Below are 15,934 nucleotides of genomic sequence, written 5' to 3' on the forward strand. Positions count from 1 at the left end.
GCGCGGAAATCTCGTCTGTCAGCGTGGCGATGGATTGCGCGGCGGTGTAGCACGGTCGCCATGCAGGACAAGAACGGCGCAGGCTGGATCGGCACGGGCAAGGTCCGCGCGCGCGAGCAGGGCGCGGCTGTCGAGATCGTCATCGACGGCCTGACGACCCAGGCCAAATACTACAAGCCGTTGGTCTATGAGTTCATGCGCAAGGAGTGGCGCGCCGGCCGACCGTCGTGGGGCGACCATGTGGTCGAAATCCGCATGGAGCATGTCGGCGATCCCCCGTGGATGGACCTGGACAATCTGGCCAAGGCCCTGCTGGACGCCATCAAGGGCTATCTGTTCCACGACGACAGCCAGGTCGCGCGCCTGTTGGTCGAGCGTCACGAAGGCGAGAAGGAGCGGATCACCATCCGCACCTATCCGCGCGTCGACTAGCCGCTATTTCTTGCGGAACTGATCCAGGGACACGACCTTCGGGCCGTCCGACGCCGGGGGAAGCTCCGTCGGTTGAACCGGCGTGTCCTCGGCAGCCTCGACCACGGCCGGCTCCTCGAATTGCAGCATGAACTGGACGCTGGGGTCGAAGAACCGCGTGATCGCGGCATAGGGGATGACCAGATTCTTGGGCAGACCGCCGAAACGCAGCTTGACCGAGAAACGCTCATCCTCGACCCGAAGATCCTCGTACTGATGCTGCAGCACGACCGTCATCTCTTGCGGATATTTCGCCAGGATGTCGGGCGGCACCACCACCCCGGCGGCGCGGGTGGCGAAGGTGATGTAGAAATGGTGGGCGCCGGGCAGGCCGTCGGCCAACACACGTTGCAGCGCCGCGCGCATGACGCCGCGCAGGGCCTCGTGAGCCAAACGCTCATACTGCATCTCATCGACCGGAGGGGCCTGATCGGTCATCGTCACCTCGCAACAGAGCGTGACTGATAGCGGCGCCGCCGTCCGGGCGAAAGCCATGATCAGGCGAAAGCGATGGATTCCCCGCTGGGGCGTCGATCAACCGTGAGGAAAGCGCCAGGATTCCGGCGCCAGGCTACCGATCATTTTGGCGAAAGTGCCGGGGGTTCTGTTGCCAGGCCCCCCGACGAGCCCCGCCCAGGGATCTGAACCCCTAGGACTTAAGATTCGAAATCACTCGAACCGCATTACGCGGCGAGAGCGACTTCTCCAGCGAAGTTATCGTTCGCAGTTAGAAAATGGCCCGATACGGTGGGCCAGGACGAGCGAAAGCAATCCTCTTTACACGTCCGTCGATGCTAGTCGGCCCCATGGCTGCCTCCGCCGATAACGCGGGGAGAAAGTTGGTGGAGCCGCCGGGAATCGCACCCGGGTCCGGTCCGCTTATTACAGGCGCCTTTATCGCCATAGTCCGGCCAAAGCCGGACGAAGCGAATATAGGTTCACGCTCGCCGCTTTCCAAGCTCTAGTCCCGAAGGCGATCAGCTTCCGCTGCTGCTGACCGCAAGATCCGGATTATAAGGCCGGTCCATGCTGTCACGAAGAGCCAGTCCATTTTGACGGCGGGTGTCGCGCTGCACAGCCGTCATGCAAACTCGTTGACGGCGATTGGATCCGACAACGGTTTCACTACGGCAAATAAGGCGATCACCAGGCCGGGCCGGTTCCGGCAACGTCCCAGGGGCGGCGGCGGTCGATGGCGCGCCCGGGGCGATTTCCACCGGGCGAGGAGCGGCGGCGGCCTGCTGTAACATGAGAGCCAAAGTCAGTGCGATCATCTTCAAACTCCAGAATAAGGGGGCAACATAGAATTTTGACGGCGGGTTGCAATCAATCCTGACATCCGAAGCGAATTCTACCGTCCATCAATATTAACGATCGAGGTCTCCGGAACGAGCATGATCCAGAGAAAGACTTCTAACACATCTGCCAAGTCAGTGCGGCCTCTCGATCCAACGAATCTTGGCGTCGTTCGCTTACACAGGATGGCGGCGGCGACCAGCGCACGGTAGAGGAAGCGCGCGCAATCACACGAGGCTGAACGGGATGCGGCGGATCGGATCGAGCCTTTTGAGCGTCGCCCTGGCGTTCACGCTGGCCGCCTGCGGGACGCTGGATCGTCCAACCGGCCCTCTTCGTATCGCCGACGGCGCCCTGATCAGGGCCGCCGATCCGCGTATCCGCGCCAGCGACGGCGCGCGGCTGAAAGCCTTTACCCAGGAGATCGGCGGGCGCCTGCGCGCCGACCACCCGACCTCCATCCTGGCTCTTTCGGGCGGCGGTGCGAACGGCGCCTATGGGGCCGGGTTGCTCGTCGGCTGGACCGAGCATGGGGACCGCCCTCAATTCGACGTGGTCACCGGGGTCAGCACGGGGGCGCTGGCCGCGCCGTTCGCCTTCCTCGGCCCGGACTGGGACGACGAACTGCGCGAGGCCTACACCAGCGGCGCCGCCAGCGGCATCCTGAGCTGGCGCAGCTTCGCCGGCTTTCTGAATCCCAGCCTGTTCTCCTCGCGCGTCCTGCGCGATCTGGTCGACCAGAACGTCACGCCCGAACTGATCCAGGCTGTGGCGCGCGAACACGCCAAGGGACGACGCCTGCTGGTCGCGACAACAAATCTGGACGACGAGGAAACCGTCATCTGGGACATGGGCCTTCTGGCGACCCAGGGCGACGACAACGCCCGAGAGCTGTTCAAGGAAGTCCTGGTCGCCTCGGCCAGCATTCCCGGCGTCTTCCCCCCTGCCCTGATCGCGGGCCTGCAGACGGACAATCAGGTCGCGCTGGAGATGCACGTGGACGGCGGCGTGAACACGCCGTTCCTGGCCATTCCCGAAGAGCTGATGCTGTGGACGCGACCCCACGATGAAGGGCGCGTCGGCGCGCTCTATGTCATCGTCAATGGTCAGACGGGCCGCAACGAGGGGGTCACGCCGGGTCGCCTGTCCGGCATCCTCAGCCGAACCTACGATAGCATGAGCAAGGCTTCGCTGCGGATTCACCTGGCCGTAACGGCCGCATTCGCCAGACGCAACGGGCTGGACATGTCGTTGTCGGCCATCCCGGACAATGTATCGGCGTCCAGCCTCAAGTTCGACCAGGCGACCATGACCGCCCTGTTCGATCTGGGACGACAGCGCGGCCGCGGCCCCGATGCGTGGACCCGGCTGGATCGGCAGGCCCCGGACAGTCCCTTGATACCGGCGACGACCATCTCGGACTCCCAGGTTCCCGCCGCGCTCGCCCTGCCCGCCACGGCGACCCCGAAACCGGAAACGCCGAAGGATTAGTCATGGGCGACATCGTCAACTTCAACCGCGCCCGGAAGGATCGCGCCAAGGCCGAGGCAAGGGCGCGCGCCGCAACCAACCGGGTCGCGCATGGCCGCACCAAGGCGGAAAAACAGGCCTCGGCCAAGGCGCGGGAACGCGCGGCAAAGCATTTGGACGGCCAGAAGCTGGAGGACTGAGCGCCCGCTTCAGGCCTTGGGCGCGCGGATCAGCAGAACCTGACCCGCCAACACCAGACCCAGACCCGCCAATGCGCTCCAGCCGAAACGGGCGTTCTCGAACAGCACCGACACCAGCATGGCGATCGGCGGCGTCAGTGCGGAGATATAGCTGGCCAAGGCGTAGCCCCTGCTGCGCGCCAGGCTGAAATACAGGCCAAACGCGATCACCGACCCGAACAGCGAGAGATAGATCAGCGACAACACATAGGCGGGCGTCGGCTCGATCCGCCAGGTTACGCCGGTCGCGACGCCATAGGCCGCCAGGATGGCCGCGCCGTAGGCCATGGCCCAGGCGGTCGCGCCCATGACCGGCGCTCCTGCCCTCTGTCCCCGCCAGGCGAACCAGTTGCCAAACGCCGACGCCAGCACCGCGATCACGGCGAACAGGACGCCTCGTTCCGGATCGAGACCCGCGTCCGCCGCCAAAAGCCGTCCCGTCGACAGCACCCCGACCCCGACGACGCCAAGCGCCGCACCCAGCCAGGCGGCCAACGACGCCCTCACCCCGCCCAGCACCCGAAAAAGGATCAGATTGACGAAGGCCAGGGCGGCGAAGATCACCGCCACGACCGCCGACGTCACCTGTTCCTCGGCCGCATAGACGAAGCCGTAGCTGACGGCGAAGGCGCAAACCCCCTGCCCCAGAGCCGCCAGATGCTGGGCGCGATTCAGACGCAACGGCCGCTTCGTGACCGCGCAGAAGCCGAACAACACCAGCGCAGCCAGCCCGAAACGCCAGACGATGGATACGATCGGGTCGACCGGGCCCAGTTGCAGGGTGATGGCGAACCAGGTCGTTCCCCATATCAGGGCGCAGACGGCGATGGCGGCGAAGGCGAAGGAACGGCTCAAGATGAACTCCGACGAACGGTCCGCAGCGCATAACACGTCGCGACGGGCCATGCCGCTCACGTCGCGGCGCGAGTTGTGGCACAGTGGAGATGAAGGAGACCCGCCATGCGCTACGCCCCGTTCGCCCTACCCATCGCCTTGACCCTGGCCGCCTGCGCTTCGACGGCGCCCGCGCCCAGCGAACCGGCGGAGAATACGGACTCGGCGGTCGTCACGGTCACGGCGCTGTATCGCGAGCGGATCATGCTGCCGCCGGGTCATGTGCTGACGGTGCGGGTCGAGGACGTCAGCCTGGCCGATGCGCCCGCGCGCGTCATGGTCGAGGCGCAAGAGCCCATCGCTGGCGCTCCGCCCTATCGGGTCGTTCTGGCCTTCTCCGGCGCCGAAGTCGATCCGCGCCACACCTATGCGGTTCGAGCCGATATCCGCGATCCGTCCGGCGCCCTGGTGTTCGTAACCGACACGCGCCACGCCGTCCTGACCCAAGGCGCGCCGTCCTCCGCCGACATCGTGCTCAAGGCGGTGCGTTGAGCGGACTGCGCAAACGGTCCGTTCTGCTGGCGGGCCACGCCACGTCGGTTGCGCTGGAGCCCGAGTTCTGGGCCGTTCTGGACCGGATCGCCGAAGTTCGCAGCCTGAGCAAGGCGCAGCTTCTGGCGAACGTGGATGCTCAGCGCGGCCGACGTCCGCTGGCCTCGGCCTGTCGCCTGATGGCGCTGGACTGGGTCGCGGAACACGGACGCGTAAGCTAGTCTGTCTAAAGAGGAGCATGCGTATGGACACGTCTCGACTGATACCGGCTGCGGCGGCTGGCGGGCTTCTGGCCATCGGCCTGATCGTCGGCGGGGCCTTGATCGGTCAGGGCGTCGTCAACGCCCGCGCCGGCGATCGCTCCGTCACCGTGCGCGGCCTGGCGGAAAAGGACGTGAAGGCGGATCTGGCCGTTCTGCCGATCCGCTTCACCGCCTCGGGCGACGTCCTGTCGGAAGTCCAGGCGCATATCGACGGCGACCTGGCCATCGTGCGCCAGTTCCTGAAGGCTCAGGGCTATCCGGACGAGGCCGTCGATCTGGGGCAGCTGGGCGTCGCCGACACCCGCTCGCGCGAATACGCCAGCCAGACCGGCGGCCCGCGCTTCATCCTGACCCAGACGGTCAATGTTCGGACCAACGACGTGGATCGGGTCCAGACCACGACCCGCAATTTGAACGACCTGGTGCGTCAGGGCGTGGTGCTGCAGGACTTTCAGGGGCCCTCCTACATCTTCACCCGGTTGAACGATGTGCGCCCCGCCATGATCGCAGAGGCCACGGCCGCAGCCCGCAGCGGGGCAGAACAGTTCGCCAAGGACTCGGGCGCACCGCTGGGGCCGATCAAGTCGGCGGGTCAGGGGTCCTTCGAAATCCTGGCGCGTGACGGCGCCGGCGATGAAGCCTCTTCTCCCAACAAGAAGGTCCGGGTCGTCACCACGATCAGCTATCGCCTGAAGTAGCCAGCCAGTCGGCCAGGACCACGGCGTCGTTGCGGGTTTCGTCCCTTGCCCCGTACACCAGGGTGGCGGGGCCGCGTCGCAGGGCCGCGATCAGTTCGGCGACGGCGTCCGGATTGGCCTCCAACTCGGCGCGATAGCGGCTCTGGAATTCGGCCCAGCGATCCGGGTCATGCCCGAACCATTGGCGCAGTTCGGTGCTGGGCGCGATGGCCTTGAGCCACAGATCGACCCGCGCCTTCGCCTTGGTCAGACCGCGCGGCCACAGGCGATCGACCAGGATTCGCGTTCCATCCTCGGCCGAGGGCGTTTCATAGACCCGCTTCAGTCCGGGTTTGCGCATCGTCCCTCTCCGGATGTTCGACATCAGGACAGCATGATACCGCGCCTGGGTTTCCGCATCCATTTGCACAAGGGCCTGACTTTGGCCGCTGTGCTGCTTATGTTCTCCTTTCAGATTCCGACGGCCCCGATTCCGACGGCCTCGGCCGTCCGCCCGAGTATGTTCCGCCCGTGACCGACCTGCCCTCTCCCCGTATTTCCGACCTCGCGCGCGTCCGCCCGCCCGGCGACGCGACACCCGACTATCTGGCCGGGCTGAACCCCGAACAGCGTTTGGCTGTCGAAACGACCGAGGGGCCGGTTCTGGTGCTGGCGGGGGCCGGCACGGGCAAGACCCGCGTCCTGACTACCCGTCTGGCCCACATTCTGGCCACGGGACGCGCCAGGCCCTGGGAACTGCTGGCCGTCACCTTCACCAACAAGGCCGCGCGCGAGATGCGCGAGCGGATCACCCATCTGATCGGCCCGTCGGCCGAAGGGTTGCGCTGGCTGGGCACCTTCCACTCCATCGCCGCCCAGATTCTGCGTCGCCATGCCGAACTGGTCGGATTGAAGTCCAGCTTCACCATCCTGGACACCGACGATCAGGAACGGGTGCTGAAACAGCTGCTGGAAGCGGCCAATATCGACACCAAACGCTGGACGCCGAAATCGCTGTCCGGCCTGATCGACCACTGGAAGAACCGGGGCTGGACGCCGGACAAGCTGCCGCCCGGCGAGGACTTCGCCAACGGCAAGGGCCAGGGTCTCTACGCCGCCTATCAGGCGCGGCTGCGGTCGCTGAACGCCTGCGACTTCGGCGATCTGCTGCTGCACAACATCACCATCCTGTCGCAGCACGCGGACCTGGCTGAGGAATATCGCCGTCGCTTCCGTTACATCCTGGTGGACGAATATCAGGACACCAACGTCGCCCAGTATCTGTGGCTGCGGCTGCTGACGGCCTCGACCGGCAACGTCTGCTGCGTCGGCGACGATGATCAATCGATCTACGGCTGGCGCGGCGCCGAGGTGGACAACATCCTGCGCTTCGAGCGGGACTTCCCCGGCGCCAGGATCGTCAAGCTGGAGCGGAACTATCGCTCGACCCGTCATATCCTGGGGGCCGCGTCCGGCCTGATCGCCGCCAATCGCGACCGGCTGGGCAAGACCCTGTGGACCGAGGACGACGGCGGCGACAAGGTGCGGGTGCGCGGCGTCTGGGACGGCGAGGCCGAGGCGCGGCTGATCGCCGACGAGATCGAGACCGCGCGTCGTCCCCATGCCGGCGAACCGGGCCTGAAATACAAGGACATGGCCATCCTGGTCCGCGCCTCGTTCCAGATGCGGGCCTTCGAGGAACGGCTGGTCATGCTGGCCATCCCCTATACGGTCATCGGCGGCCCGCGCTTCTTCGAACGGGCTGAAATCCGCGACGCCCACGCCTATCTGCGTCTGATCCTGTCCGAAGACGACGATCTGGCGTTCGAGCGGATCGTCAATGTTCCAAAGCGCGGCATCGGCGACACCAGCGTCCAGAAGATCCTGCAACTGGCCCGCCAGCGCGATCTGTCGGCCCTGACGGCCGTGCGCGGCCTGATCAACACCGACGAGCTTCAGGCCCGCACCCGTACCGCCCTGTCCAACTTCGTGCGCGACATCGACCGCTGGCGTCAGTTGTCGGAGACCACGCCGCACTGGCAGGTCATGGAGACGGTGCTGGAAGAGAGCGGTTATGCCGACATGCAGAAGGCCGACCGGACCAGCGGCCAGACCCGGCTGGAGAACCTGAAGGAACTGGTTCAGTCGATGCAGCAATTCGAGACGCTGCAGGCCTATCTGGAACACGTCTCTCTGGTCATGGATCTGGATCGCGGCGCGGGCGACGACCCGAACGGCGACGGGGCGGTGCAGATCATGACCCTGCATGGCGCCAAGGGGCTGGAGTTTCCTCTGGTCTTCCTGCCCGGCTGGGAGGAAGGCGTCTTTCCCTCTCAGCGCAGCATCGACGAAAAGGGCGAAAAGGGTCTGGAGGAGGAACGCCGTCTGGCCTACGTCGGCGTGACCCGGGCCAAGCAGGACGCGCGGATTTCGTTCGCGGCCAACCGTCTGGTCTATGGCCGCTGGACCTCGCAACTGCCCAGCCGCTTCGTCGATGAACTGCCCATCGCCCACGTCGATCCGCAGTCCGACACCGGCTACTACGGCGCCTCGACCGGCATGAAGGAGGCCAAGAGCCGCTGGGACGACGCCCCCTCCTTCGGCAGCGGCTATTCCTCGCCCGGCTGGAAACGCGCCCAGAGCTTCACCGCCGCCCAGACGCCCGCGCGCATCCCCGCCCGCAAGGCGGTCATCGAGGGCGACGGCCGCCTGATCGCCACCGCAGACCCCAAGTCCAGCTCGGGCTGGAAGAAGGGACAGAGGGTCTTCCACCTGAAGTTCGGCTATGGCTCCGTTCGGGTCGTCGAGGGCAACAAGCTGTTGGTCGACTTCGAAAAGGCGGGTGAAAAGCGCGTGATCGACAGTTTCGTGGAAAAGGCGGACTGACGACGGGTCAGACGGGCGTTCTGGCGTCGCCCAGCCGCACGGTCTCCCACAGGCCTACCGCCATCAGCACCATGGTCGTCACGATGCTGAGGATCAGCGGCGTCATCCACGGCAGAACCAGCCAGCCCGTGGCCAGGACGACGCAACCGACCAGTCGCGTCCAGGCCACCGTTCGCCAGATCGCCCAACTGGCCACCGCCGTCCCTAGGAGGAACAGGATCGGCCCGCCCAGCAAGGTCAGGGCTGTCGCCGTCGCAACGTGTCCGCCCGGATGCGCCAGCACGAGCTCGTCGCTGACCGCCACGACGATGATCCCCGCGATCACCAGGATCGGCGAATAGGTATAGGCTCGCCGCGCCATCCGCCCCGGATCGTCGGAATGCATGATGGCGTGCGACGCGGATTCGTGCGCCTGGCTGAAGAACACATGGCGACCGTGGACAGGACCGCCGAGACGCAAGCCGCCCACACTGCGCCCGACGACCAGTCCAGACCGCCGAAGGTGGCGCCCGAGATCAGAAGCGTCTCCCCCAGGCAGATGATGACGAACAGACCCACCCGCTCGGCCATATGCCCGCCTTCGATGTTCCAGTCGTCGGTCCGCGACCGCCCAAGCCCCGGAACGTAGAAATAGAGCGCCGGCGACGCATATTCCACCGCCAGGGCCGCCAGCCAGAACCACAGCCGCTGGTCCGGCTCCGCCAAACCGCCCGCGATCCACAGCACGGCCGCGGCGGACAGCCAGATCAGGATGCGAAGGGCGTTCCGCCGCAGGCTGGGATCGTCGCGCATCGCCCAGGCCATGAAGGCCGTGCGTCCGACCTGAATCCCGGCGAAGGCCAGGGCGAACACCAGGCCCTTTTCCTGAAAGGCGTGCGGCAAGGCTGCCGACATCACCAGGCCGATCCCCATCAGAACGAACAGCGCGATCTGCACCGGCTCGCGTTCGGGGTCCAACCAGTTGGTCGCCCATGAGGTGAATATCCACGCCCACCAGACCGCCGCCAGAAGCATCGCCGCCTGAAGCGCGCCCAGCGGCGTCAGATGCGCCAGCAGACCGTGGCTGACCTGGGTGATGGCGAAGACGAAAACCAGGTCGAAGAACAGTTCGACGAAGCCGACACGGGCATGTTCGCCCTCTACCCGATTTCTCAACAACGACCGCATCGACGCCCCTCCTCGCTCGACTGCGACGCTAGCGCGACAATCCGCCGCTGTCCTGTCCGATCAGCGTGCAGCCAGGCTAGAGGTGCAGAACGCGGCCATAGGCGTCCAGCGCCGCCTCATGCATGGCCTCTGACATGGTCGGGTGCGGATAGACGATGCCCTGAATGTCCTCTTCCGTCGCCTCCATCGTGATGGCGGTGACGAAGCCCTGGATCATCTCGGTGACTTCGTGACCCATCATGTGGGCGCCGATCAGGGCGCCGGTTGCCGCGTCAAAGATCACCTTGACGAAGCCGTCGGTCTCGCCCGCCGCCACGGCCTTGCCGTTCACGCGGAACGGGAACCGGCCGATCTTGACCTCGCGCTTCTCGGCGCGGGCCGCCTGTTCGGTCACGCCGACCGAGGCGACCTGCGGCTGGGCGTAGGTGCAGCCGGCGATGGGCGAATGGACGTTCGGCGTCTTGTAGCCGGCGATGTGTTCGGCGGCGTGGATGCCTTCGTGCGACGCCTTGTGCGCAAGCCACGGCGCCCCGGCGCAGTCGCCGATGGCGTACAGACCCTTCACATTGGTCTGGCAGTGGCTGTCGGTCTTGATGTGGCCGCGATCCAGCTCGACGCCCAGCGCCTCCAGACCGATGCCGTCGGTGTTGGCGGTGATGCCGACGGCCGAGATGCAGACCTCGGCTTCCAGCGTCTCGGCCTTGCCGCCGATCTCGACGTCGACCTTCACGCCCGACGCGCTCTTGGAGACCTTCGTCACCTTGGCGCCCACCTTGAACTTGATGCCGCGCTTCTCGAACGATTTCTGCGCCGCCTTGGAGACCTCTTCATCCTCGACCGGCATGATGCGTTCGACCGCCTCGACAACCGTCACCTCGGCGCCCAGGGCGCGATAGAAGCTGGCGAACTCGATGCCGATGGCGCCCGAACCGATGACGACGAACGACTTGGGCAGTTTTTTCGGGGCCAGGGCGTCGCGATAGGCCCAGATCTTGTCCCCATCCGCTTCCAGTCCGATCTGCGGCAGGGCGCGGGCGCGGGCGCCAACGGCCAGCATGACCGACTTGGCCTCGACCGTGCGCGAGCCGCCAGCCTTCAGGGCGATGACGACCTTGGGCGCGGCCGCCCCCTTCTCCAGCTTGGCCGAGCCTTCGATCACCTCGATCTTGTTCTTCTTCATCAGGAAGGCGACGCCCTTGTTCATCGTCGCCGCGACGCCGCGCGAGCGCTGGATGATGGCGTCCAAGTCGAACGACGCGCCGGATGCCGACAGGCCGTATTCCTTCAGATGCGACAAGCTCTCGAACTTTTCGCCCGACTTCAGCAGGGCCTTGGTCGGGATGCAGCCCCAGTTCAGGCAGATGCCGCCCAGATTCTCGCGCTCGACGATGGCGACCTTCTGGCCCAACTGGCTGGCGCGAATGGCCGCGACGTAACCGCCGGGGCCCGAGCCGATGACGACGAGATCGAATTCAGCAGCCATGATCAGATCAACTTCTCGATGTCGGCCTTGATGGCCGAGGGTTCAGTCTGAGGCGAATAGCGCGCAACGACGCGGCCTTCGCGGTCGGTCAGGAACTTGGTGAAGTTCCACTTGATGGCTTGGGAGCCCAGAAAGCCGCGCTTCTGACGGGTCAGCCAAGCGTAGAGCGGATGCCGGTTCGGCCCGTTGACCTCCACCTTGTCGAAAAGAGGGAAAGTCACGTCGAAGCTGGTGGCGCAGAAGGCGGCGATTTCCGCCGCCCTGCCCGGCTCCTGATTGCCGAACTGGTTGCAGGGGAAGCCCAGCACCTCGAACGGCGCATCCGCGAAATCCCGATGCAGCCTCTCCAGGCCCTCATATTGGCCGGTGAAGCCGCATTTGGACGCCGTATTGACGATAAGCAGCGCCTGACCGCGAAAGCGGTCCAGCGATACGTCCGCACCGTCGATGGCGCGGGCGGAGAAGTCATAGACCGAGGTCATGACCCGTCCCGCCCCTTACGCCAGCATCGCCACGGGATCTTCGATCAGCGGCTTGAACGCCTGCAGGAAGCGGGCGCCGGTCGCGCCGTCCACCACGCGGTGATCGCAGGTCAGGGTCACGGTCATGACGGTGGCCGCAACGATCTGGCCATCCTTGACGACCGCGCGCTGCTCGCCCGCGCCCACGCTCATGATGCAGCCCTGCGGCTCATTGATGATCGAGGTGAACTGTTTGATCCCGAACATGCCCAGGTTGGAGACCGAGAAGGTGCCGCCCTGGAACTCTTCCGGCTTCAGCTTGCGGTCGCGGGCGCGTTTGGCCAGGTCCTTGGACTCAGTCGCAATCTGCGCCAGGCCCTTGGTCTCGGCCTTCCTGATGATCGGGGTGATCAGGCCGCCGTCGATGGCCACCGCCATGGAGACATCAGCGTTGTGGTGCATGGCGATGCCTTCGGGGGTGTAAGAGGCGTTCGCTTCCGGCACGGCCTTCAGGGCCAGGGCCGCCGCCTTGATGACGAAGTCGTTGACGGAGACCTTGATCCCCTGCGGCTCCAGCATCTTGTTGACCTTGGCGCGCACGGCCATCAACTGGTCGATCTCGCAGTCGATGAACAGCGGGAAGTGCGGCACGTTCTGGATGCTGTCGACCATGCGACGCGCGACGGCCTTTCTCATGCCGTCCAGCGGGATCAGGTCGTAGCTGCCGTCCGGAATGCCCATCTGCGCCAGCGACTGGGCCTTGCGCGGTTCGGCTGCGGCGCTGGAGGCCGTCGTCGCGGAAGCGACCGCGGCAGGCTGGGTCGAACCCTTGCCGGCGGCCTCGACGTCGCGCTTGACGATGCGGCCGTGCGGGCCGGTGCCCTTGATCGACTTCAGATCGACGCCGTTCTGGGCGGCGATGCGACGGGCCAGGGGCGAAGAGAAGATGCGTTCGCCGCTGTCGGCTTTCGGCGCGGCGGGCGCCGGAGCAGCTTTCGGAGCTTCGGCGGCAGGCGCAGCCTCGACCTTGGCGGCCTCCTGCGGCTTGGCGGCGGGCGCCTCGGCAGCCTTGGGCGCAGCGGCGGCGCCGCCTTCGTCCTTCAGGCGGGCGATGGGCGTGTTGACCTGCACGCCTTCCGTGCCCTCAGCGACCAGAATGTCGGTGACTTCGCCCTCGTCCACAGCCTCGACTTCCATCGTGGCCTTGTCGGTCTCGATCTCGGCGATCACGTCTCCGGCGGAAACGACGTCCCCGACCTTGACGTGCCACTTGGCCAGAACGCCCTCTTCCATAGTAGGAGACAGGGCCGGCATCAGGATATCGGTCATGCCATCACCTGCTTCACGGCTGCGATGATCTTGTCCACGCCTGGCAGCGACAGGACTTCCAGGTTGGCGGCGTAGGGCAGCGGCACGTCTTCCTGGTGAACCCGCAGCGGCGGGGCGTCCAGATAGTCGAAGGCTTCGGCGATGACGCAGGCCACCACCTCGGCGCCGACGCCCATCCGGCCCCAGCCCTCTTCGGCCGAGACCAGGCGGCTGGTCTTCTTGACGCTGTCAACGATGGTGTCGGTGTCCAGCGGCCGCAGGGTCCGCAGGTCCACGACCTCGCAGTCGATCCCTTCTTCGGCCAGCTTCTCGGCGGCCTGCAGGGCGAAGCCGACCATGCGGCTGTGGGCGGTGATGGTGACGTCCTTGCCTTCGCGGCGGACCTTGGCCTTGCCGATCGGCACGATCCAGTCCTCGACCTCCGGCACGTCGAACTCCAGGCCGTACATCATCTCGTGCTCGAGGAAGACGACGGGGTTCGGGTCGCGGATCGCCGCCTTCAGCAGGCCCTTGGCGTCGGCCGCATCGTAAGGGGCGATGACCTTCAGGCCCGGCACCTGGGCGTACCAGGCCGAATAGTCCTGGCTATGCTGGGCGGCCACGCGGCTGGCGGCGCCGTTCGGGCCGCGGAACACCATCGGACAGCGGATCTGACCGCCCGACATATACAGGGTCTTGGCCGCCGAGTTGATGATGTGATCGATCGCCTGCATGGCGAAGTTGAAGGTCATGAACTCCACGATGGGCCTCAACCCCGCCATGGCCGCGCCGACGCCGACGCCGGCGAAACCGTACTCGGTGATCGGGGTGTCGATGACGCGACGCTCGCCGAATTCTTGCAGCAGTTCGCGGCTGACCTTGTAGGCGCCCTGATACTGGGCGACTTCCTCGCCCATCAGGAAGACGTTTTCGTCGCGGCGCATTTCCTCGGCCATGGCGTCGCGCAGGGCGTCGCGGATGGTGGTCTTCACCAGCTTGGCGTCAGCCGGGATTTCCGGATCGCGCAGTTCGACCTTGGGCGACGCCGTCTGAGCCGGGGCCTTTTCGGGATCGCCGGTCTTGCCTTCGGCCGTCGCCTTGGGCGCATCGGCCTCGGCCTTGGCGGCCTCAGACTTCGGCGCGGGCGCAGCGGCGCCGTCTTCGCCCGCCAAGCGCGCGATCGGCGTATTGACCTTCACGTTCTCCGAACCTTCGGGAACCAGGATTTCCAGCACTTCGCCCTCGTCCACGGCCTCGACTTCCATCGTGGCCTTGTCGGTTTCTATCTCGGCGATCACCTGGCCGGCCGACACGGTGTCGCCCGCCTTGATGTGCCATTTGGTCAGCGTGCCCTCTTCCATCGTGGGGGAGAGCGCCGGCATCAGAATGTCGGTCATTGAGAATCCTCCCCGACGATCGCAATCGGGATATTCAGTCCTTGGAGATCACGCATGGCTTGCTCGAATTGCGTGAATTGAATGTCCGGCGAGGCTGTCAAAAGGACAGTTTTGTCTCCGGCTCTGCGCTTAACCTCACTCGGTTTCACGACTTCTCCATCTATGGACAATGAACCGTCCTTTTCGATGGTGACGAGTGTCGAGGCTGGCGGTTCAACAGTAGGGCTGCAGGCCATGACAGCAACCGCTACCGAGGCCAACGCGGGTAAGAAAGTCAACCTCAAGCCCCCACGTAGACGTCGGTGTAGAGCTCGGACGGATCCGGCTCCGGGCTCTCTTGAGCGAATTGTACGGCTTCGGCGACGATCGCCTTGATCTCGGCGTCGATGGCCTTCAGCTCCTCGTCGGTCGCCTTGGCGGCCGAAAGCAGCATCTTCAGATGGTCGATCGGGTCGCGGGTCTTCTTGACCTCGTCCACCTCTTCCTTGGAGCGATATTTCGCCGGATCGGACATAGAGTGACCACGATAGCGGTAGGTCTTCACTTCAAGGATATAGGGGCCTTCGCCCGCGCGGGCGCGTTCGACGGCCTTGGCCGTGGCGTCGCGCACGGCCAGCACGTCCATGCCGTCCACCTGCTCGCCCGGAATGCCGAAGCTAGAGCCGCGCATGTAGAGTTCGGTCGTGGAGGACGAGCGTTCGATGCTCGTACCCATGGCGTACTGGTTGTTCTCAATGATGTAGATGACCGGCAGCTTCCACAGCTGGGCCATGTTGAAGCTCTCGTACACTTGCCCCTGGTTCGAGGCCCCGTCGCCGAAATAGACAAAGGCCACCGAATCGTCGCCGCGATACTTGCCGGCGAAGGCCAGGCCGGTGCCCAGCGCCACCTGGGCGCCGACGATGCCGTGACCGCCATAGAAGCCGGTCGGCACGTCGAACATGTGCATCGAACCGCCCTTGCCCTTTGACGAGCCGCCGATGCGGCCGGTCAGCTCGGCCATCACTTCCTTCGGGTCCATGCCGGCGGCCAGCATGTGGCCGTGATCGCGGTAGCCGGTGATGATCTTGTCGTGGCCCTGTTTGACGCTCTCCTGAACGCCGACCGCCACGGCTTCCTGGCCGATGTACAGGTGGCAGAAGCCGCCGATCAGGCCCATGCCATACAGCTGGCCCGCGCGCTCCTCGAAGCGGCGGATGAGGACCATCTCGCGGTAGAAGCGCAGCAGGTCTTCCTTGGACGCAGTCGGCGCATTGGGCAGTTTGTCAGGCGTGGTCGTCTGAGCAGTCTTGGCTGGGGCTTTCGCCATCCGGCATCTCCCGGCTAGGCGCCGGTGAGCGACGCCTTCTTATCGTTACGGAAGGGGGCTTTAGCAGCCTTCCTTCCGGTAACGCAAAGGGGTGCGTCGCCGCCTGTAACAATAGTTCACC

General features: G+C 65.5%; 18 protein-coding genes and 1 other RNA gene. 7 read left to right on the top strand and 12 right to left on the bottom strand.

Features of this window, described 5'->3' with window-relative positions:
* Positions 1–60: 60 nt before the first annotated feature.
* Complete coding sequence (locus tag ACWPV3_RS11490; protein ID WP_292087173.1) at positions 61–432, top strand: RusA family crossover junction endodeoxyribonuclease; 372 nt, start codon at positions 61–63, stop codon at positions 430–432.
* A gap of 3 nt (positions 433–435) precedes the next feature.
* Here ACWPV3_RS11490 and ACWPV3_RS11495 read toward each other — a convergent pair whose 3' ends face one another.
* The 3 genes from ACWPV3_RS11495 to ACWPV3_RS11505 all read right to left on the bottom strand — a co-directional run bounded on the left by ACWPV3_RS11495 (position 436) and on the right by ACWPV3_RS11505 (position 1,745).
* Entirely contained in the window at positions 436–909 is a 474-nt protein-coding gene (locus tag ACWPV3_RS11495) for an SspB family protein (protein WP_453977936.1), read from the bottom strand.
* 153 nt (positions 910–1,062) lie between these two features.
* Positions 1,063–1,433, bottom strand: a transfer-messenger RNA (tmRNA) gene (gene ssrA, locus ACWPV3_RS11500).
* A 15-nt stretch (positions 1,434–1,448) separates the two neighbouring features.
* On the bottom strand, positions 1,449–1,745 hold the full coding sequence (locus ACWPV3_RS11505) for a hypothetical protein (protein WP_453977937.1): 297 nt from the start codon (positions 1,743–1,745) through the stop codon (positions 1,449–1,451).
* Between the two features lie 292 nt (positions 1,746–2,037).
* Between ACWPV3_RS11505 and ACWPV3_RS11510 the strand changes: the two genes are divergently transcribed.
* Together ACWPV3_RS11510 and ACWPV3_RS11515 are read left to right on the top strand one after the other, a co-directional pair.
* On the top strand, positions 2,038–3,258 hold the full coding sequence (locus ACWPV3_RS11510) for a patatin-like phospholipase family protein (protein WP_453977938.1): 1,221 nt from the start codon (positions 2,038–2,040) through the stop codon (positions 3,256–3,258).
* Between the two features lie 2 nt (positions 3,259–3,260).
* A complete protein-coding gene (locus tag ACWPV3_RS11515) occupies positions 3,261–3,437 on the top strand; it encodes a DUF4169 family protein (protein ID WP_453977939.1) in 177 nt (58 codons plus the stop codon).
* Positions 3,438–3,446: 9 nt separating this feature from the next.
* Here ACWPV3_RS11515 and ACWPV3_RS11520 read toward each other — a convergent pair whose 3' ends face one another.
* Positions 3,447–4,331: a DMT family transporter gene (locus ACWPV3_RS11520; protein ID WP_453977940.1), complete on the bottom strand. Its 885-nt coding sequence runs from the start codon at positions 4,329–4,331 to the stop codon at positions 3,447–3,449.
* 105 nt (positions 4,332–4,436) lie between these two features.
* Here ACWPV3_RS11520 and ACWPV3_RS11525 point away from each other — a divergent pair, with 105 nt between their 5' ends.
* The 3 genes from ACWPV3_RS11525 to ACWPV3_RS11535 are packed head-to-tail and all read left to right on the top strand — an operon-like array spanning position 4,437 to position 5,823.
* Positions 4,437–4,862 (top strand): YbaY family lipoprotein, encoded by a 426-nt coding sequence (locus ACWPV3_RS11525; protein ID WP_453977941.1) that lies wholly within the window; start codon positions 4,437–4,439, stop codon positions 4,860–4,862.
* Complete coding sequence (locus tag ACWPV3_RS11530; protein ID WP_292087082.1) at positions 4,859–5,083, top strand: ribbon-helix-helix domain-containing protein; 225 nt, start codon at positions 4,859–4,861, stop codon at positions 5,081–5,083. The genes ACWPV3_RS11525 and ACWPV3_RS11530 overlap by 4 nt, the downstream gene beginning before the upstream one ends.
* Before the next feature lie 23 nt (positions 5,084–5,106).
* Positions 5,107–5,823, top strand: coding sequence for an SIMPL domain-containing protein (locus tag ACWPV3_RS11535; RefSeq protein WP_292087080.1), 717 nt, complete (start codon positions 5,107–5,109; stop codon positions 5,821–5,823).
* On the opposite strand, the gene ACWPV3_RS11540 is transcribed toward ACWPV3_RS11535, so the two are convergent.
* Positions 5,804–6,163 carry a DUF488 domain-containing protein gene (locus ACWPV3_RS11540; protein ID WP_453977942.1) on the bottom strand — a complete coding sequence of 120 codons (360 nt, stop codon included), beginning with the start codon at positions 6,161–6,163 and terminating at the stop codon, positions 5,804–5,806. The two genes, ACWPV3_RS11535 and ACWPV3_RS11540, sit on opposite strands and share 20 nt — an antisense overlap.
* Before the next feature lie 170 nt (positions 6,164–6,333).
* Here ACWPV3_RS11540 and ACWPV3_RS11545 point away from each other — a divergent pair, with 170 nt between their 5' ends.
* Positions 6,334–8,688: an ATP-dependent helicase gene (locus ACWPV3_RS11545; RefSeq protein WP_453977943.1), complete on the top strand. Its 2,355-nt coding sequence runs from the start codon at positions 6,334–6,336 to the stop codon at positions 8,686–8,688.
* Between the two features lie 7 nt (positions 8,689–8,695).
* Here ACWPV3_RS11545 and ACWPV3_RS11550 read toward each other — a convergent pair whose 3' ends face one another.
* From ACWPV3_RS11550 to pdhA, 7 genes are all read right to left on the bottom strand, one after another.
* Positions 8,696–9,073: a low temperature requirement protein A gene (locus ACWPV3_RS11550; RefSeq protein ID WP_453977944.1), complete on the bottom strand. Its 378-nt coding sequence runs from the start codon at positions 9,071–9,073 to the stop codon at positions 8,696–8,698.
* Complete coding sequence (locus ACWPV3_RS11555) at positions 9,010–9,855, bottom strand: low temperature requirement protein A (protein ID WP_453977945.1); 846 nt, start codon at positions 9,853–9,855, stop codon at positions 9,010–9,012. Before ACWPV3_RS11555 ends, ACWPV3_RS11550 begins: the two co-directional genes overlap by 64 nt.
* A gap of 76 nt (positions 9,856–9,931) precedes the next feature.
* Positions 9,932–11,338, bottom strand: a complete 1,407-nt coding sequence (gene lpdA, locus ACWPV3_RS11560) for a dihydrolipoyl dehydrogenase (protein ID WP_453977946.1) — start codon at positions 11,336–11,338, stop codon at positions 9,932–9,934.
* Between the two features lie 2 nt (positions 11,339–11,340).
* Positions 11,341–11,820, bottom strand: coding sequence for a glutathione peroxidase (locus ACWPV3_RS11565; protein ID WP_312732969.1), 480 nt, complete (start codon positions 11,818–11,820; stop codon positions 11,341–11,343).
* A 15-nt stretch (positions 11,821–11,835) separates the two neighbouring features.
* The gene (locus ACWPV3_RS11570) at positions 11,836–13,128 is read right to left on the bottom strand and encodes a pyruvate dehydrogenase complex dihydrolipoamide acetyltransferase (RefSeq protein WP_453977947.1); all 1,293 of its coding nucleotides are present in this window, start codon (positions 13,126–13,128) and stop codon (positions 11,836–11,838) included.
* Positions 13,125–14,504 carry a pyruvate dehydrogenase complex E1 component subunit beta gene (locus tag ACWPV3_RS11575; protein ID WP_453977948.1) on the bottom strand — a complete coding sequence of 460 codons (1,380 nt, stop codon included), beginning with the start codon at positions 14,502–14,504 and terminating at the stop codon, positions 13,125–13,127. Before ACWPV3_RS11575 ends, ACWPV3_RS11570 begins: the two co-directional genes overlap by 4 nt.
* Before the next feature lie 280 nt (positions 14,505–14,784).
* Positions 14,785–15,813 (bottom strand): pyruvate dehydrogenase (acetyl-transferring) E1 component subunit alpha, encoded by a 1,029-nt coding sequence (gene pdhA / locus ACWPV3_RS11580; RefSeq protein WP_312732975.1) that lies wholly within the window; start codon positions 15,811–15,813, stop codon positions 14,785–14,787.
* Positions 15,814–15,934 lie beyond the last annotated feature (121 nt).

The organism is Brevundimonas sp. Marseille-Q4549, assembly GCF_976940555.1.